This is a genomic window from Hahella sp. NBU794 (assembly GCF_050749805.1).
Classification (GTDB): domain Bacteria; phylum Pseudomonadota; class Gammaproteobacteria; order Pseudomonadales; family Oleiphilaceae; genus Hahella.
On sequence record NZ_CP192738.1, the window covers coordinates 1,657,280 to 1,673,806 of the forward strand.

Sequence of the window (16,527 nt, forward strand, 5' to 3'; positions counted from 1 at the left end):
TGACGACGGTCTCTGCGCATATGTCCGCCAACCGAACAGCCCAGACGGTAAGTTTTAAGCATGGATATGCAGAACCTTCTCCCGATTGTGCAGCAGGAGCCGGTGCAGTTTTCCTCCCAGGGAGATGAGCTGGTCGGCCGCTTATTCCTGCCCGCCAGGGAAGGGCGCTTTCCTGCGGCGATCATTTGTCACGGCGCCTTTGGCTACAAAGAACATTTTTATGAACTGGCTGAAGCGCTTGCGCATCGCGGCGTAGCGGCCCTGGCCCTGGATATGCGCGGGCATGGCGAGTCGGCGGGTCCCCGCTTTCATGTGAGCATGCAGGCATGGCGGGCTGATGTCGTCGCGGCGCTGGAATACCTCCAATCGCGCCGCGAAATAGAATCTCACCGAATTGGCGCACTGGGCTTTTCTTCCGGCGGTACGGCTGTATTGGAAGCGGCGGCGCAGGGCGAGTCTCTGCGCGCCTTGGTGACATTGAGCGCCACCGTGCGTAACGTGTTGAATTGGTGGCAGTGGCCGTTTTTTAAAACCGCCAATCTGGTTGGATCATTCAAGCGTCGCTTGGGATTTGGCGATCTCAGGTTGCCGCTCGCCTTTGCGCTGAAGTCGGTTCCCGCTGCGGTGGACCCGCGCATCAATGACGCCGTCCTCGGCGACCCCTATTTGGTGCAGGCATACTCAGGCTTACCGGTTCCCGGCGCCATTGAATGCTTCATCGTTGACACATTTCGGCGCACAAAGAATGTACAGTGCCCCGTTTGTGTGATTCATGGCGCGGAGGACCGCGTTGATCCGCCCGCCAGCGCCAAGCTTTTATATGACAGCCTGCGGGGAACCAAAGCGCTGCATATTGTCGCTGACAGCGGTCATGTAGGACATATGGACAAGAAGAAGGCGGAGATTATCCGATTGGCTTGTGATTGGTTCGCCGATCGATTGTAAAACAATCAGTGACCAAGTTGTAAAGGTGGTCAGATTTTTGCTGTGAGATATATCACGGGGTACGCTGCGGGGCTCCTTCGTTAGGGAAATTGCGGAGACAGTCACACATACAGATGTAACCTAATGTAAATATCATTATCAAAAGACTCGCATAAGCTAGGACGCCAAGCGGCAATGTGTTTAAGGAGAGAGAGGTCTAAGCGAATATGAAGCAATCACTTACGTTAACTGCTTTTGCAAATAAGAATGTACTGATCACGGGGACAACGGGATTTGTCGGTAAGGTGGTATTGGAGAAGCTGCTGCGCAGCGTTCCGACAGTCGGGAAGATTTATTTGCTGATAAGGGGGAATTCAAAGAACCCTACAGCGCGAAAGCGGTTCCAGAATGAGATCGCGACCTCATCTATTTTCGATACGCTCAAAGCATCGCAGGGAAGTCGTTTTGACGAGTTGTGCGAAACGCGCATCCACTGTGTGACCGGAGAGGTGACTGAGCCTCTGTTTGGTTTGTCGGAGAAGGATTTTACCGATCTGGCGGCGGACATCGACATCATTATCAATTCAGCCGCCAGCGTTAACTTCCGCGAAGCGCTGGATCAGGCTCTCACCATTAACACTCTGTGCCTTAAAAATATCATTGAACTGTCGCGGCGCGCGGCGGACTGCCCTGTCGTACAGGTATCCACCTGCTACGTCAACGGCTTCAATCAGGGCGTGATGGAAGAGGATATCGTCAGTCCGGCGGGAGAGCGCATTGAGCGTTCAGAGCGGGGCTATTATGAAGTGGAGCCGCTGATTGCGCGTTTGCTGCAGGACGTGGAGCAGGTTTCCGCCGCGGCGGCGGATGACCATAGCAGGGAAAAGGACCTGATCGACCTGGGCATCAAAGAAGCCAATAAATACGGTTGGAATGACACTTACACCTTCACTAAATGGATGGGCGAGCAGTTACTGATGAAGGAGCTGCATGGCAAAACCCTCACCATCCTGCGTCCTTCTATCGTTGAAAGTACGCTGCAGGGGCCGGTGCCAGGCTGGATTGAAGGCGTGAAGGTGGCGGACGCGATCATTCTTGCTTACGCCAGAGAAAAGGTGTCTTTGTTTCCCGGCAAGAAGAATGCGGTTATTGATATCATTCCGGCGGACCTTGTGGCCAACAGCATCATACTCAGCGCTACGGAAGCGTTGTTGGACTCCGGCGCGCACCGCATTTACCAGTGCTGCAGCAGTGAGGCTAACCCGATCAAGATCCGTGAGGTGATCGGCCATGTGCAGCAAGAGGCGGAACATAATTACCAGGCCCATGACAAGCTGTTTTACCGTAAGCCGAAGAAACCCTTTGTGATGATTCCCGGAACGGTGTTTCATGCCTTGATGGCGATCAGCTTCCACATGCTGAAATGGAGTTCGCGTCTGCAAGGCTTGTTCGGTCGTAAAGCATCCGGGCGCAAGCTGAGCAACATGGAAACCACCATGAAACTGTCCAAGGTGTTTTCTTTCTATACCTCTCCCAACTATACCTTCAGCAACCGTCGCCTGCAGGAGCTGTCCACCCGTCTTGGCGAGTACGACCAGAGCGAATTCCCGGTGAACGCCGGGATGTATGACTGGGCGCACTACCTGCGGGAAGTCCATGTGGCGGGACTGAATAAATACGCATTGCGGCCGAAAGTGGTGAAAATGAACCCGCCTGCAGCGAAACCCCGCAGCCGCGCTGCGTAAAGACGGGCTGCGCGTAAATCGAAATCGATGCGTAGAGCGTCATCAAGGGGGGAGGCGACTCCCCCGAGATACGGCTGAAATATCGTTGAGTCTGACCGGCTATCTTCTGATCTTTTCCCGCCTGCTGTCTTAAATCATTGCTTAATACTTAGGTCGTAACGGCATCAATCTATTGAATGCCTTTGCTTTTGGCTGTTTATCACAAGCCGATATACCAAGGTCTAATACAGAGGGATGATTCGCGGGAGTAGAAAAAAGAAGGCTTCAGGCCTCAACACATACTGCTTCAACAATAATAAAAGAAGAGAGTGCAAGACTATGAGTGCGTCTACTATCTATCCGTCCAAAGCGGAAATCATCCAACATTCCTTTCTCGACGAGCAGAAATACCAGGACCTTTATCGCCAGTCGATTACGGAGCCGGAAAAGTTCTGGGCCGAACATGCGCAGCGTCTGGACTGGTTCAAGCCTTTCAGTAAGGTCAAAGATACTTCCTTTCAAGCGCCGGACGTGCATATACGCTGGTTTGAAGACGGCTATCTGAATGTTTCCCATAACTGCCTTGACCGTCACTTGGAGCAGCGCGGCGACCAGACGGCGATTATCTGGCAGGGAGACGACCCCAACGAGCACAAGCATATCAGCTATCGAGAATTGCATGCGGCGGTGTGCCGGTTCGCTAATGTGCTGAAAGCCCAGGGCGTCGCTAAAGGCGACGTGGTGACCTTATACATGCCCATGATCCCGGAAACCGCGGTGGCCATGCTGGCCTGCACCCGTATCGGCGCGGTGCATTCCGTGGTATTTGGCGGCTTTTCTCCAGAAGCCTTGGCGAGTCGTATATTGAATGGCCGCTCTAAACTGGTGATTACGGCGGACGAAGGGTTACGCGGGGGTAAAACTATTCCGCTTAAAGCCAATGTGGACGCAGCGCTGGCGCGTCCTGATCTGGATATGGTGGAAAAAGTCATTGTGGTCAAACGCACCGGCGCCGATGTGGCGTGGCGGGAAGGTCGCGACCTGTGTTATCAGGAGGTCATGGCGCAAGCGTCTGACGATTGCTCGGCGGAAGAGATGAATGCGGAAGACCCTCTGTTTATTCTCTACACCTCCGGCTCCACCGGCGCTCCCAAAGGAGTGTTGCACACCACGGGCGGCTATCTGACCTATGTATCGTTGTCTCACCAGTATGTCTTTAACTACCGGGAAGGTGATGTTTTCTGGTGCACTGCGGACTTTGGCTGGATCACCGGCCATAGTTATGTGCTGTATGGCCCGTTGAGCAACGGCGCCACCACATTGGTTTACGAGGGCGTGCCGAACTATCCGGACCTGTCCCGCATTTGGCGTATTGTCGAGCAACATAAAGTGAACCTGTTCTACACCGCGCCGACGGCGATACGCGCCATCATGGCGGCGGGGGATGAGTTGGCCCAGGCGGCGGATCGCAGCTCTTTGCGGGTGATGGGAAGCTGCGGAGAGCCTATCAATCCAGAAGCCTGGGAGTGGTTCTATCGGGTGGTGGGGGACTCACGTTGTCCGATCATGGATACCTGGTGGCAGACCGAAACCGGCGGCATCATGATCACGCCTATCGCTGGGGTGAACGATCTTAAACCCGGCTCCGCGACACGGCCCTTTTTTGGCGTGCAGCCGGCGCTGGTGGATAACGAAGGCAATGAGATCTCTGGAGCGGGCGAGGGCAACCTGATCATCAAAGACAGCTGGCCGGCGCAAATGCGCACCGTCTATGGCGATCACGACCGCTTTGTGAAGACCTATTTCTCTACTTTTAACGACGCCTATTTCACCGGAGATGGTGCGCGCAGGGATGAAGACGGGTACTATTGGATAACCGGCAGAGTGGATGACGTTATCAACGTGTCCGGGCACCGGATGGGAACCGCGGAAGTGGAGAGTGCGTTGGTTTCTCACCCCAAAGTGGCGGAGGCGGCCGTAGTCGGATATCCGCATGCCATCAAGGGGCAGGGCATATATGTATACATAACGCTTAATGTAAGCGAAGCGCCGACTGACGCCCTGAAGGAAGAGTTGCGACAGTGGGTGAGAAAAGAAATCGGTCCTGTGGCGTCGCCTGACGTTATACAGTGGGCGCCGGGATTACCGAAAACCCGATCTGGAAAGATCATGCGGCGCATTCTGCGTAAGATCGCCGCCGATGAGCATGACAACCTGGGCGATGTATCGACCCTGGCCGATCCGTCCGTCGTTGACGAGCTGGTCGCCAATCGGGTCGGAGCGCCATAGCGTCGTGTCTTCCGGATGATATCGGCGTTGACGTTATCCCTGTTGCAGGACTATGAAAAGCACATAGATCAGAAATTCTTAACTGAGCAATGAAAGAGGGGGCTCATGTTAATGTCGCAACAGATAATCATCGCCGATGATCATCCGCTGTTTCGCGCCGCGCTCAAGCAAGCGGTCACTCAGGCGGTGCGGTTTGTGGACGTGGTGGAGGTGGAATCCATCGCAACCCTGCAGGATGCGGTGGTGGCCAATCCGGATGCGGATCTGGTTCTGCTTGATTTGAATATGCCGGGCGCTCATGGCTTTTCCGGGTTAGTGTTCATGCGTGGACAATATCCGGGACTGCCCGTGGTGATCGTCTCCGGCAGCGAAGAGTTGCAGGTGATTCGCCGCGCTATCGATTACGGCGCCTCCGGCTTTATTCCCAAGTCAGCGCCTTTGGACGAGATTTCCCAGGCGATCCAGGCGGTGCTGAATGGCGAAGTCTGGTTGCCGGCGGATGTCGCCGCCAAGATCGATTCCGTCAAGGCGGAGCACTCGGACTTCTCTGAACGTCTGGCTACGCTGACGCCGCAGCAGTTCCGTGTGTTGGGAATGCTGACGGAAGGTATGCTGAACAAACAGATCGCCTATGATTTGGATGTATCGGAAGCCACCGTCAAGGCGCATATCACTGCATTGTTCCGCAAACTGGGTGTGCGTAACCGTACTCAGGCGGTTATCGCGGTGCAGCAGATGGAAGTGGAGCAGCAGCAACAGGCCGCTCACTCCGGTTAATGCAATTGCCAGTGCGGGTTTGAGTCGAGTCTCAGGCCCGCGCCAGCATCTTGTTGATCATCGCTCTCAACGCGGCCGGCTTCACCGGCTTGTGCAGAATCTGATAACCTCTGTCTTTCGCATCCTGTTTCACCTCATCGGTATTCAGCGCCGTAATTAACACGCCCGGCCGCCGCGTCGGCATGGTCTCCTGCAGCATATCCATGGTATCCAGCCCGTTCTCGCCATCGTCCAACTGATAGTCCGCCAAAAGAATATCTGGCGCCTGTTCGGCGCATAGCGTCTTGGCGGCTTCGGGAGCGCGCGCCGTGCGCACGGTGCATCCCCAGCCTTCCAGTAATGCGCGCATACCGTCCAGGATCACCTGCTCGTTATCAATGCAGAGAATGTTGACGCCTTTCAGGCTTCCCAGTGCGCGGGGCGTCTTGGCGGCGTCGGCGGGTTTGTCGACAGGTTTGACGCCGAGTGGGATAGTGACGGCGAACTTACTGCCCTGTCCCACCCAGGATTGGACTTCCACCGGATAATTCAGCATGCGGCAGATACGATCGACGATCGCCAGACCCAGGCCCAGGCCTTTCTTTTCCGTCTGTCCGTGATTTAGCCGTTTGAACTCCTCAAAGATAGACTCCAACTGGTCTTTCGGAATGCCGGGACCGGTATCCCAGACTTCAATCCGCACATGATCCTTGAGGCGGCGACAACCCAGGACGATGCGTCCCTGACGGGTGTAGCGGATCGCGTTGGTCAGGAAGTTCTGAATCACCCGGCGCAGCAACTGGTGGTCGGAATAAACATAACAGTTGCTGGGCAGCGTGCGCATAGTCAGGCCGTTCTCTGCCGCAATAACGGTAAATTCAGTATTCAGGTGGCGCAGCAGTTCGTTGATGTTGAACGTGGTGAAGTGCGGCTCCAGTGCGCCTGCGTCCAGTTTGCTGATGTCGAGCAAGGTGCTGAGAATCTCTTCTGCAGCGTTGAGAGAGCTGTCGATATGGCTCACCAACTCACTGTATTCCTCGTTGTTTTTCACTTTATTGGAGAGCGCGGAAGAGAACAGGCGCGCGGCGTTGAGCGGTTGCAGCAGGTCGTGACTCGCTGACGCCAGGAAGCGGGTTTTGCTCAGGTTGGCGTTTTCCGCCACGGATTTCGCTTTCACCAACTGTTTGTTCAGCTTGGACAGTTCCTCAGTGCGCTCTTTGACGCGTTGCTCAAGATAGGTGTTGGTTTCTTTTAACGCCAACTCAGTGCGGCGCATGCCGGTGATGTCGGAGAAGGTAGTGACGAAGCCGCCATCCGGCATGGGGCTGCCCTGGATCAAAATGACCGTGCCGTCTGGACGCGTACGCTCGTACTCATGAGGGCGGCCTTCCGCCATCATTTGCAGACGCCGTTCAACTATTTTCTGCGCTCGCCGAGCGGGTACGTGGTTCATTAACAGGTTATAGCGCAGCAGGTCCGCCACAGGGCGGCCGACGCGCATGAAGCCTTTGGGGTAGTTAAAGATCTCTACATAGCGGCTGTTCCAGGCCACCAGATTGAGCGACTTGTCCGCTACGGATACGCCCAGATTCATGTTCTCGATGGCGGCTTGTAACAACTCCCGGTTGAACTTGATGACCTGTGACGCCTCATCGACGATGCTTACTACGTCTTCAATCTGCATCTCCTGTCCCTTGAGGGCGGAGTTCAACACCACCCGTGCGGTGGAAGAGCCGATGGCGCTCGCCAGATGCTTTTCGATGTGTTTGATTAGCTCCACGCTGGCGGGTTTGGAGGGGTAGAGTTTGACCCGGTTGCGACGAGAAAAGTCGCGTAACGCTTCCCGCGTGCGTTCCTCACCGAGAAAGCGTTCAGACAAGGCGCCAATATCTTCGATGGTGGCCTCGCTCAGCCAGGTAGTGGGGCTGGCCCCGGCGTCCTGTGCGCTGTCGAAAAACGAAGCCACCTGAATTTTCTCAATGACTCGTTGTGTGGTCGCCAGGGAGACGGTGATATAAAGGAACAGGTTGACGCCCACGCTCCATAGCGCGCCATGAGTAATGGTATCCATGCCGTCGAGGCCGAACAGCGCGGTGGGACGGGTCCACTCCATGCTGAACAGGCCGGTGCTGATTAGGGCGGAATCGATCTGGTTGACGCTGATCAGCGAGGGGATCAACAGGGTGTAGATCCAGGTGGCGAAGCCGAAAATCAGGCCCACAATAGCGCCCTGGCGGTTGCCGTGTCGCCAGACAATCCCGCCAATCAATGCAGGAGCGAACTGCGCTACCGCAACGAAAGACAGCAAGCCGATAGACGCCAGAGAGAAGTGACTGCCCATCATGCGGTAATAGCCGAAAGCCGCTAGCAGGGTGACCAAAATGGTGGCGCGGCGAATGTTCAGCAACCAGAAATGCACGTTCTTTTTGCGCGACAGGTCCAGCGCCTGTATTCGTAGCAGCAACGGCACGATGATTTCGTTGCAGAACATAGTGCTGAGCGTGACGGTGGACACAATCACCATACTGGTGGCGGCGGAGCCCCCGCCGATGAACGACAGCACCGCCAACCATTCATGACCCGCGACCACGGGTAAGCTGAGCACAAAGATATCCGGGTCGACGGTGCCATTGGGGTAGGTCAGGATGCCCGCCGCCGCGATGGGGATGACAAACAGTATCAGGAAAAACAGATACAGCGGCAGAGCCCAGCGCGCAGTATAGATATCGCGAGGCTCATAGTTCTCTACAACCGTAACGTGAAACTGGCGCGGCAAGCAGATAATCGCGAACGCCGCCAGTAACGTCTGCACTAGAAAGTTACTCGGTGAGATGGCTCCGAAGCTGAAAGCGCCGTCCTGTTTTGACTGCTCAAGTCGCTGAACAAGGTCGTCCAGGCCGTCGAACATCACAAAACACACCAGAATGCCCACGGCGATAAAGGCGATAAACTTGATAATGGATTCAAAAGCGATCGCTTGAATCATTCCCCGATGATGCTCGGTCGCATCGATATGTCGGGTGCCGAACAGAATCGTGAACAGCCCCATCACTCCGGCTATATATAAAGCAGTGTCCTGAAACAGCGGCAGCGCTTCGCGGTTGGGTTGCAAGGCTCCTTCAGTGAGCACGTTGTATCCCGTGGATACGGCTTTAAGTTGCAGTGCGATGTAGGGGAGGATGCCAACGATGGCGATGATGCTGACCATGACGGCCAGAGTCTGCGACTTGCCATAGCGCGTGGCGATGAAGTCGGCGATGGAAGTGGTGTTGTGGCGTTTGCTGATGCGAATAATGCGAGATAACAGCGGCGCCCCAAAAATTAATACCAGCATGGGGCCGACGTAGATGGGAAGATAGCCAAGCCCCGTCGCCGCTGCTGATCCCACCGCGCCAAAAAATGTCCAGGAAGTGCAATAAACCGCCAAGGAAAGACTATACACCGCCACCCGGGTGCGCTCGTTCACATACATGCGCGGGCTCTGATCTCCCACGTAGGCGATGGCGAACAGCAAGCCGATATAAGCAATGGAAACCGTAAAAAGCAAAAAACCGTTAATCATCAGCGGACTTATCTTGGTTGCGGGAATTTAATAGCGCGAGTTTCAATGATAAGCGGGCAAGGGGGATATTTCTAAGTTTTCCTTTCCCTTGTTCTTCTATTTTTATAATGAAATATATTGCGCCGCTTCGTTATTCATGTAGTTATTTTGACTATGCGCAAGGGTATTTGTTTCGGTTTATACCTATGTCTAATTGCGTAGACTTTGGTCGGAAATGTCTTTGACCTTTATACGTAACATCCTGAAATTTATAGGCAAAAATACTTATACCAAGGTCTAGATTTTCTCTCGGGGCGGCAGTGTTATCTTGATTACACCGATAAAAATAACAACGCGGAGGAGTCGGTATGTCGAGTGAAAAAGCTTCGGCCAAGGCCGCTTATTGGCGCGCCAACCTGAAACTACTGTTTACACTATTGACGATTTGGTTCGTCGTCTCCTATGGCTGCGGCATCCTCTTCGTGGATGCTCTGGACACTATCAAAATTGGTGGTTTCCCCTTAGGTTTCTGGTTCGCCCAGCAGGGCTCCATCTACACCTTTGTTGTACTGATATTTGTGTATGTCTGGCGTATGAACAAGCTGGACCGCAAACACGACGTACACGAAGAATAAACGTAGTAGGAGGCCTATATGGATACCCAGGTTCTAGTATATATAATCGTCGGCGCGACCTTTGCTCTCTATATCGGGATAGCAATCTGGTCAAGAGCCGGTTCTACCAGTGAGTATTATGTCGCAAGCAAAGGCGTGCACCCGATTGCGAACGGCATGGCCACTGGCGCCGACTGGATGTCGGCGGCGTCGTTTATCTCCATGGCGGGGATTATTTCGTTTGTTGGTCGCGACGGCTCGGTCTATCTGATGGGATGGACCGGCGGTTACGTGCTGCTGGCGATGTGTCTCGCGCCCTATCTGCGCAAGTTCGGCAAGTTCACCGTACCTGAGTTCGTGGGAGAGCGTTACTACTCTCAAGCGGCGAGGATGGTGGCGGTCGTCTGCGTTATCTTTATCTCCTTTACTTATGTCGCAGGGCAGATGCGCGGCGTAGGTATTGTGTTCTCCCGTTATCTCGAAGTGGATATCAACCTTGGCGTCATGATCGGCATGGGCATCGTGTTTATATACGCAGTGCTCGGAGGCATGAAAGGCATCACCTACACCCAGGTGGCGCAATACTGCGTCATGATTCTTGCGTATATGATCCCGGCCATCTTCATTTCCATACTGGTGACTGGCAACCCCATTCCTCAGATTGGATTCGGAGATACTGTGCAGGGAACGGACACTTATCTGCTGGATAAGCTGAACCAGATTTCGATTGATCTCGGGTTTGCGGAATATACCAGCGGGTCCAAGTCCACTATCGATACGTTCGCAATCACCCTGGCTTTGATGGTGGGAACAGCGGGGCTTCCGCACGTTATCGTGCGTTTCTTCACTGTGCCTAAAGTCAGCGATGCGCGCTTGTCTGCAGGTTGGGCGTTGTTGTTCATCGCCATTCTGTACACCACTGCGCCTGCAGTCGCTTCTTTCGCCCGATTGAATCTGGTGCAAACCGTTAACAATGCGGAATATCAGCAGCTGCCTGGGTGGTTCCAGAACTGGGAAAATGCCGGATTGCTGGCGTGGCAGGATAAAAACGGCGACGGCAAGATTCAGTATTCCGCCGGAGCGGCGTTCGCAGGTAAGCCTGACTTCGCCAGCGATCAGCGCGGCGCCAGTGGCGAGCGTGTGCTGACCAATGCTCCGACAGAAGGCGCGAATGAGCTTTATGTCGACCGTGACATCATGGTGCTGGCCAACCCTGAAATTGCGCAATTGCCTGGTTGGGTAGTAGCGCTGATTGCAGCGGGCGGCTTGGCGGCGGCGTTGTCCACTGCGGCGGGTCTGTTGCTGGTTATATCCACTTCAATCTCCCACGACTTGTTGAAGAGCAACCTGATGCCGAATATTTCGGAGAAGCAGGAACTGTTGGCGGCGCGTATCGCGGCGGCGGCGGCCATTGCTGTAGCGGGCTATTTCGGCATTAATCCGCCGGGATTCGTCGCTCAGGTAGTGGCGTTCGCCTTCGGTCTGGCGGCGGCGTCCTTCTTCCCGGCGATCATTATGGGAATCTTCTACAAACGCATGAACAAAGAGGGCGCGATTGCGGGTATGCTGACAGGTCTGATATTCACCTTCAGCTACATCGTCTACTTCAAGTTCGTAAATCCTGCGGCGAATACGCCGGAGCACTGGTGGTTCGGTATTTCACCAGAAGGCATCGGCACTTTGGGTATGGTCTTCAACTTCGTCGTCTCTACGGTGGTTGCGAAGATGACAGCGGAACCGCCCGCCCATATTCAGGATCTGGTGGAGGATATTCGCGTGCCCAGAGGCGCTGTGGCTCCAGTGGCTGGTCACTGATTGGCAAGTTAATTAAGCAATAAAAAAGCGCCTTCGGGCGCTTTTTTATTGGGCAAAGTCTGCTGACTTAAAAGTACGGCTTAGCGTAGCTGAATCTTACCGCCGCCGGGCATGCCGCCCATGCCTTCCTGGCCAGGAACAACGATGGAAGAGGCGGCTTGTCTGCGCATCTCTTTGAGTTCCTCGATGGTCTGGTGCATCGCTTTGTTTGCTGCTTCGGAGAACATTTTTACGGCGTGTTCCAGGGAGTCTGCTTCCAGCTCGAAGTTCAGAGGCAGGGCGCCGGCTGGAGTCATCATTTGGGTTTGTCCGTAGTACAGTACTTTGCGCGACTCATCTTCGGCGCCGTTGGCGTCAACTGGCGTCAGGCGTCTGATAGCGCCGATTTTCTGATCTGTGATCACTTCTTCCAGATACAGATTATTGACGTCCATAGTCATCTCGGGGGATTGAGATTCATTCATTTTGTCTTGTCCCGAATTGGTTGGTTTTGAATATTAACTTTATTAGATGGCGGCCATATGGACGATTTCAACCCTAATGCATTTTTGCTATGTTGCCGGCTTGGCTAACGACTTGTTTCAAAATGAAAAAAGGGTGTCCTAGGGCGTATTGGGCGGCTACTGTATATACGCTTTTACCCGTAAGTGCACAGATAAGCGGTGTCAACTGCAACCTTCAGATTAAATGTGGCGTTTGCCGGTATTTCAAACCGGTCCCCTGCATTGAATCGCGTCCAGCTTTCGCTTCCGGGCAGCTTGACGCTCAAGGCTCCGCTTACAACGGTCATCGTCTCGTGTTGACTGGTGGAAAATTCATAGTCTCCAGGAATCATGACGCCGACCGTCGCCGGCAGAGTCGCTGTTTGGAAAGCGATGGATTTTACTCTGCCGTTAAAATACTCATTTACCTTCAGCATGGTTATCTCTCCAAAAATGGAGAGGCAGTATAACACAGGGTTGTAACGTTCTGTTGCGGCATGTTTTGTTTGGTAAAAGTGTGCGCTGATGGGCAGGTTGCGGGGGAGAATGCTCACTCTTTGTCGATGGCCGAATGATTAAAGTAGAGCAATGATGAACAGGAGGTGGGAATGTCTTCGGCGATGCCAAGCAAGTTATTGAAGTTGAAGGTTTTGGCGGATGTGCCTCGTACCGAGTACGTAGATCCGTCAAAACAAAGCAGATCGCTGGACAAAGGCTCGCGGCTTGATTTCGTGCGCATGTTGCGCAAAAGCGCCAAGGCGGAAGCGCCAACGCCAAAACGGGCTCCCAAAGTAAAGAAAACGTTTAACGCCGCTGTATGGTTGCGTTTTTTGACGCCACCAGAACAGCCTGTTTCTCTGTGGATCATGTATCGTGATGATCGTGGCGAGTTTGCAGTAATGGTTGATGAGGCGAAATTGAGCACAAGCACATCAACTATGCTTTCAGGCTGTGTGACGCTGGAAGTGCAGGGTGAGATCACTTATATGAAAGCCTGCTGCGGTGGAACCCGGGACGGTGAAACTTTTGCGGTGGAAGAGCTCTACGTACAACGCCACGCCAGCGAACAGGCGGCGACCAACCAACGCTCCGCCTGATATTTCTCTAAGACATTCCTGATTTGTTACCCGGCTTTCATGGTATTCATGAGGCTGGGTTGCGCCCGATTGGGCTCCTCTTCACATTCCACTTGCGCTGCTTCAGCAATATCATTTACCAGTGATTTGGGCATTCTGCCCCAATCCAGGCCTGTAATACGGTTGAGCGCATTCAGCGCCGACGAGGGTCGGGTATTGCTGATGTGGATAACTTTTGTCGATTTAGCCATCTAACGCGCTCCAGAAAAATCCTTGCCATCTAATAAGCTATTTACGTGCCAATTTTATTTTTCCAATAAAAACAAAATGTTATGCGGTTTGTTGTTAGGGGCGTTAGGTGCAAAGTGACATTTAACGTCAGTTTGTGACAGAAGTACGAGAATCGGCAAAGAAATAGAGGGTTACGAATTGACTATAGGTCATTCAGAGCTTTCCAGGCGTCCTCGTAGTTTAATCGAACCCCTTTCCTTAGCTTCAGTTGGCGCAAGCGGCGTATAGCCCAGTATAGCTGGCCCCGATCCCGCAGCTGGCGAACGTCATCCCAGTCGGTGTTTTTCAGAGGCTTGAGTCTTCCTCTTTTAATGGTCCATTGTTCTAATATGAACAACAGTAAAAAGTAAGCTGAAAAAGCAGTTCCCAGCACCAATAGCAGTTGAACCCAGTGTGCTATGTCAGTGAAATCGAACATGTGGCCATCCTCTTTTCTTGTTGGACTCTTTATCCATAGAGTATCAATCTGAGTTTTGCACAGATAGATAAGGTGTTCATCACAGAGTTCCCCTAGGGGAACTTTGCTGTTGCGTGGGGTGTTTTCATACCGTATCATGCCGCGCTTAGTTTTCAGTTAAGCGGCTTTCGCTGGAAACAATATCCACAGTCTATTGTGGTTCAAATAGTAGGAAGCCATCTAGAAACCAGAATTTAAGGAGGCATTTGAAAGTGTTGATCAGTCAGAGCAAAAAATCAGACTAGAAGCCTTTCAAGTGCGTTGGCTTGAAAGGCGAGTAAATAGAGCCTTTCGAGCCGGGACCCTCCACACGAAAACCCCGGTCGACTGACGTTGATCGGGGTTTTTGCGTTTTAATCCCCTCTCGTTGTGGCTCATTTCCATGAAGAAGGCCTCCATGTCGGCGCGTTGGCGCGGGCAAGTAAGGCCATGTAAGGACGTTGACCCTTAGTTTGTTAGTGTCGGCGCAGGAAATTTATGCCTGTTTTTATTGAGTTAAATAAATCTGGGGACGCAGGTTCCGCACCGGTGAAAATTTTCACCGCGGAAGTGGAATATCAAGCTATGTCCCAATTGAAGAACCTGGCGCGTCTGCCAATCATTCATTCTCATATTGCGGCGATGCCGGATGTGCATGTCGGCATTGGCGCGACAGTCGGCTCGGTGATTCCTACTCGTAGCGCGATTATTCCGTCCGCAGTGGGAGTGGATATTGGATGCGGCATGAATGCCGTCAGGCTGTCGCTGAAAGCGTCGCAGTTGCCGGATGATTTAAGCCGGATTCGTTCAGCGATTGAACGTGCAGTACCTGTCGGGCATCGTGCGCACTCCTCTGTCTCGTCCAGGTTTGCTGCATGCAAATCCCTGGCGTCAGGGGCGGACAGGCTGCTGGAGCAACATCCGAAACTGAGCAAAATGCTGCCGCGAGCGCAACAGACCTGGGTGCGACAGCTTGGAACCCTGGGGGGCGGCAATCACTTTATAGAAGTGTGTGTTGACCAAAGCCAGGATGTCTGGGTGATGCTGCATTCCGGTAGTCGCGGAATCGGTAACGTGATCGGGCGCTATTTTATCGAGCGCGCCCGTAAAGATATGTCTCGACATATCGCCAACCTGCCCGATCGGGACTTGGCCTACTTTGAAGAAGGCAGTCCTCATTTTGCGGCTTATCTGGATGCAGTTGAATGGGCCCAGGAATACGCAAGAGTGAATCGGGAGGAAATGCTTGGTTTGACGTTGAGAGCCATGCAACCGTTTTTGCCGCCGTTTTCGACTACGTGTGAGGCGATTAACTGTCACCACAATTACGTGCAAAAAGAGCGACATTATGGCGCGGATGTGTATGTCACCCGTAAGGGCGCGATCAGTGCGAAGGAAGGGCAGCTTGGCATCATTCCAGGAAGTATGGGCGCCAGATCCTTCATTGTGAGAGGCAAGGGCAATCCGGAGTCTTTCTGCTCATGCTCTCATGGCGCCGGCCGTAAAATGAGTCGCATGCAGGCGCGTCAGCGCTTTACTCGCGATGATCTTGAGAGACAGACGGCGGGCGTCGAGTGTCGAAAGGATAAGGGCGTTCTGGACGAAATACCCTCTGCATATAAGGACATTGATGAAGTCATGAAGAATCAATCGGACTTGGTTGAAGTGGTTCATGAACTTAAACAGCTTATCTGTATCAAAGGATAAGCGAAAACCATAAAGCCCATTAGGGGCGAATCTGGAGAATGCAATTATGAGTAAAAAAGCGGGCCGCAAGGCTATTGTGAAAGCAAGAAATCCCCACGCAATCAACCCTTTGATGCGAAAAGGGGGAATCCACGAAAAGAGCGCTGGCGCTAAACGCGCTGCGCAAAAACGTCACACCCGGCAGCTTGCCGGGGAGTGGCGTTAACTTATTCCGCTATTTACTCAACACCCTCGATGCGCTTCACCCCATCTCGACTATTTCTCTCTTCCTCTTCTCTCTTTCTCATTACGATATTTTCGAGTTCTAAGTCTTATATCCGGCTTCTATTTTCGCGCGTTTGGCCTGTAAACCGTCACTGCTAGCTATTCCCAATGACATGCCCGAACCGTAAGAGTGGATATTGCTCCATGCATTTCTGATAATGTCCGCCAGCCTGACATTCTGAAAGTTAACTGAGTAGAGAATGATTGATGACAGAGATTAATAACGCTGGTGAACCCTTGTCTCCTACTGATGAGCTGCGCGCGAAGCTGGTGTCTGATACAGCGAAAATTAATTGGCGTGAGTTGGAGCGTTTTTATGCGAAGGGGCAGGTCGTATTGGTGTCCGCAGAGCTTGATTTGATAGAAACGGCCGCAGCGGTGGCCCAGGACGACAAACGAAAGGTGGAAGCCTGGATCAAATCCGGCGAGCTGGGTGGCGTGGCGGCGGAGACCGCGCAGCGCTGGCATGACGAAAGCTATGAACTATGGGCGGTTGTTGTAGCGCCTTGGGTGCTGGTGCAAGATAAGCCCGCCAGAGAGTTATAGAAAAAAGCGCGGGCATTGGTAACGGAAAAGCAAGAAAAGCATATACGTAGCGCAGGGTGATA

Annotated in this window: 14 protein-coding genes; 10 read left to right on the plus strand and 4 right to left on the minus strand. The window is 53.2% G+C overall.

Annotated elements, in window-relative coordinates; all coding sequences use genetic code 11:
• Positions 1–66: 66 nt before the first annotated feature.
• From ACQYWX_RS07505 to ACQYWX_RS07520, 4 genes are all read left to right on the plus strand, one after another.
• A complete protein-coding gene (locus tag ACQYWX_RS07505; protein ID WP_431688373.1) occupies positions 67–945 on the plus strand; it encodes an alpha/beta hydrolase in 879 nt (292 codons plus the stop codon).
• A 206-nt stretch (positions 946–1,151) separates the two neighbouring features.
• Positions 1,152–2,669 carry a fatty acyl-CoA reductase gene (locus tag ACQYWX_RS07510; RefSeq protein ID WP_279503302.1) on the plus strand — a complete coding sequence of 506 codons (1,518 nt, stop codon included), beginning with the start codon at positions 1,152–1,154 and terminating at the stop codon, positions 2,667–2,669.
• A gap of 318 nt (positions 2,670–2,987) precedes the next feature.
• Positions 2,988–4,937, plus strand: a complete 1,950-nt coding sequence (acs, locus tag ACQYWX_RS07515; protein ID WP_431688374.1) for an acetate--CoA ligase — start codon at positions 2,988–2,990, stop codon at positions 4,935–4,937.
• Positions 4,938–5,042: 105 nt separating this feature from the next.
• Positions 5,043–5,714, plus strand: coding sequence for a response regulator transcription factor (locus tag ACQYWX_RS07520; RefSeq protein WP_216734866.1), 672 nt, complete (start codon positions 5,043–5,045; stop codon positions 5,712–5,714).
• 31 nt (positions 5,715–5,745) lie between these two features.
• Here ACQYWX_RS07520 and ACQYWX_RS07525 read toward each other — a convergent pair whose 3' ends face one another.
• A complete protein-coding gene (locus ACQYWX_RS07525; protein ID WP_216734865.1) occupies positions 5,746–9,255 on the minus strand; it encodes a hybrid sensor histidine kinase/response regulator in 3,510 nt (1,169 codons plus the stop codon).
• 347 nt (positions 9,256–9,602) lie between these two features.
• On the opposite strand from ACQYWX_RS07525, the gene ACQYWX_RS07530 reads away from it, so the two are divergent.
• Both ACQYWX_RS07530 and ACQYWX_RS07535 read left to right on the plus strand, forming a co-directional pair.
• Positions 9,603–9,869 (plus strand): DUF4212 domain-containing protein, encoded by a 267-nt coding sequence (locus ACQYWX_RS07530; protein WP_127969193.1) that lies wholly within the window; start codon positions 9,603–9,605, stop codon positions 9,867–9,869.
• An 18-nt stretch (positions 9,870–9,887) separates the two neighbouring features.
• A complete protein-coding gene (locus ACQYWX_RS07535; RefSeq protein WP_279503309.1) occupies positions 9,888–11,663 on the plus strand; it encodes a sodium:solute symporter family protein in 1,776 nt (591 codons plus the stop codon).
• An 80-nt stretch (positions 11,664–11,743) separates the two neighbouring features.
• Here ACQYWX_RS07535 and ACQYWX_RS07540 read toward each other — a convergent pair whose 3' ends face one another.
• Together ACQYWX_RS07540 and ACQYWX_RS07545 are read right to left on the minus strand one after the other, a co-directional pair.
• A complete protein-coding gene (locus ACQYWX_RS07540; RefSeq protein WP_431688375.1) occupies positions 11,744–12,127 on the minus strand; it encodes a hypothetical protein in 384 nt (127 codons plus the stop codon).
• Between the two features lie 173 nt (positions 12,128–12,300).
• Positions 12,301–12,582 carry a pyrimidine/purine nucleoside phosphorylase gene (locus tag ACQYWX_RS07545; RefSeq protein ID WP_127969196.1) on the minus strand — a complete coding sequence of 94 codons (282 nt, stop codon included), beginning with the start codon at positions 12,580–12,582 and terminating at the stop codon, positions 12,301–12,303.
• A gap of 171 nt (positions 12,583–12,753) precedes the next feature.
• Here ACQYWX_RS07545 and ACQYWX_RS07550 point away from each other — a divergent pair, with 171 nt between their 5' ends.
• Complete coding sequence (locus ACQYWX_RS07550; RefSeq protein ID WP_253938077.1) at positions 12,754–13,242, plus strand: hypothetical protein; 489 nt, start codon at positions 12,754–12,756, stop codon at positions 13,240–13,242.
• Between the two features lie 26 nt (positions 13,243–13,268).
• On the opposite strand, the gene ACQYWX_RS07555 is transcribed toward ACQYWX_RS07550, so the two are convergent.
• Positions 13,269–13,472, minus strand: coding sequence for a hypothetical protein (locus ACQYWX_RS07555; RefSeq protein WP_431688376.1), 204 nt, complete (start codon positions 13,470–13,472; stop codon positions 13,269–13,271).
• Between the two features lie 974 nt (positions 13,473–14,446).
• Between ACQYWX_RS07555 and ACQYWX_RS07560 the strand changes: the two genes are divergently transcribed.
• The 3 genes from ACQYWX_RS07560 to ACQYWX_RS07570 all read left to right on the plus strand — a co-directional run bounded on the left by ACQYWX_RS07560 (position 14,447) and on the right by ACQYWX_RS07570 (position 16,465).
• Positions 14,447–15,655: an RtcB family protein gene (locus ACQYWX_RS07560; protein WP_431688377.1), complete on the plus strand. Its 1,209-nt coding sequence runs from the start codon at positions 14,447–14,449 to the stop codon at positions 15,653–15,655.
• A 46-nt stretch (positions 15,656–15,701) separates the two neighbouring features.
• Positions 15,702–15,860: a hypothetical protein gene (locus ACQYWX_RS07565; protein WP_216734861.1), complete on the plus strand. Its 159-nt coding sequence runs from the start codon at positions 15,702–15,704 to the stop codon at positions 15,858–15,860.
• A 266-nt stretch (positions 15,861–16,126) separates the two neighbouring features.
• A complete protein-coding gene (locus tag ACQYWX_RS07570) occupies positions 16,127–16,465 on the plus strand; it encodes a DUF2288 domain-containing protein (protein ID WP_431688378.1) in 339 nt (112 codons plus the stop codon).
• Positions 16,466–16,527 lie beyond the last annotated feature (62 nt).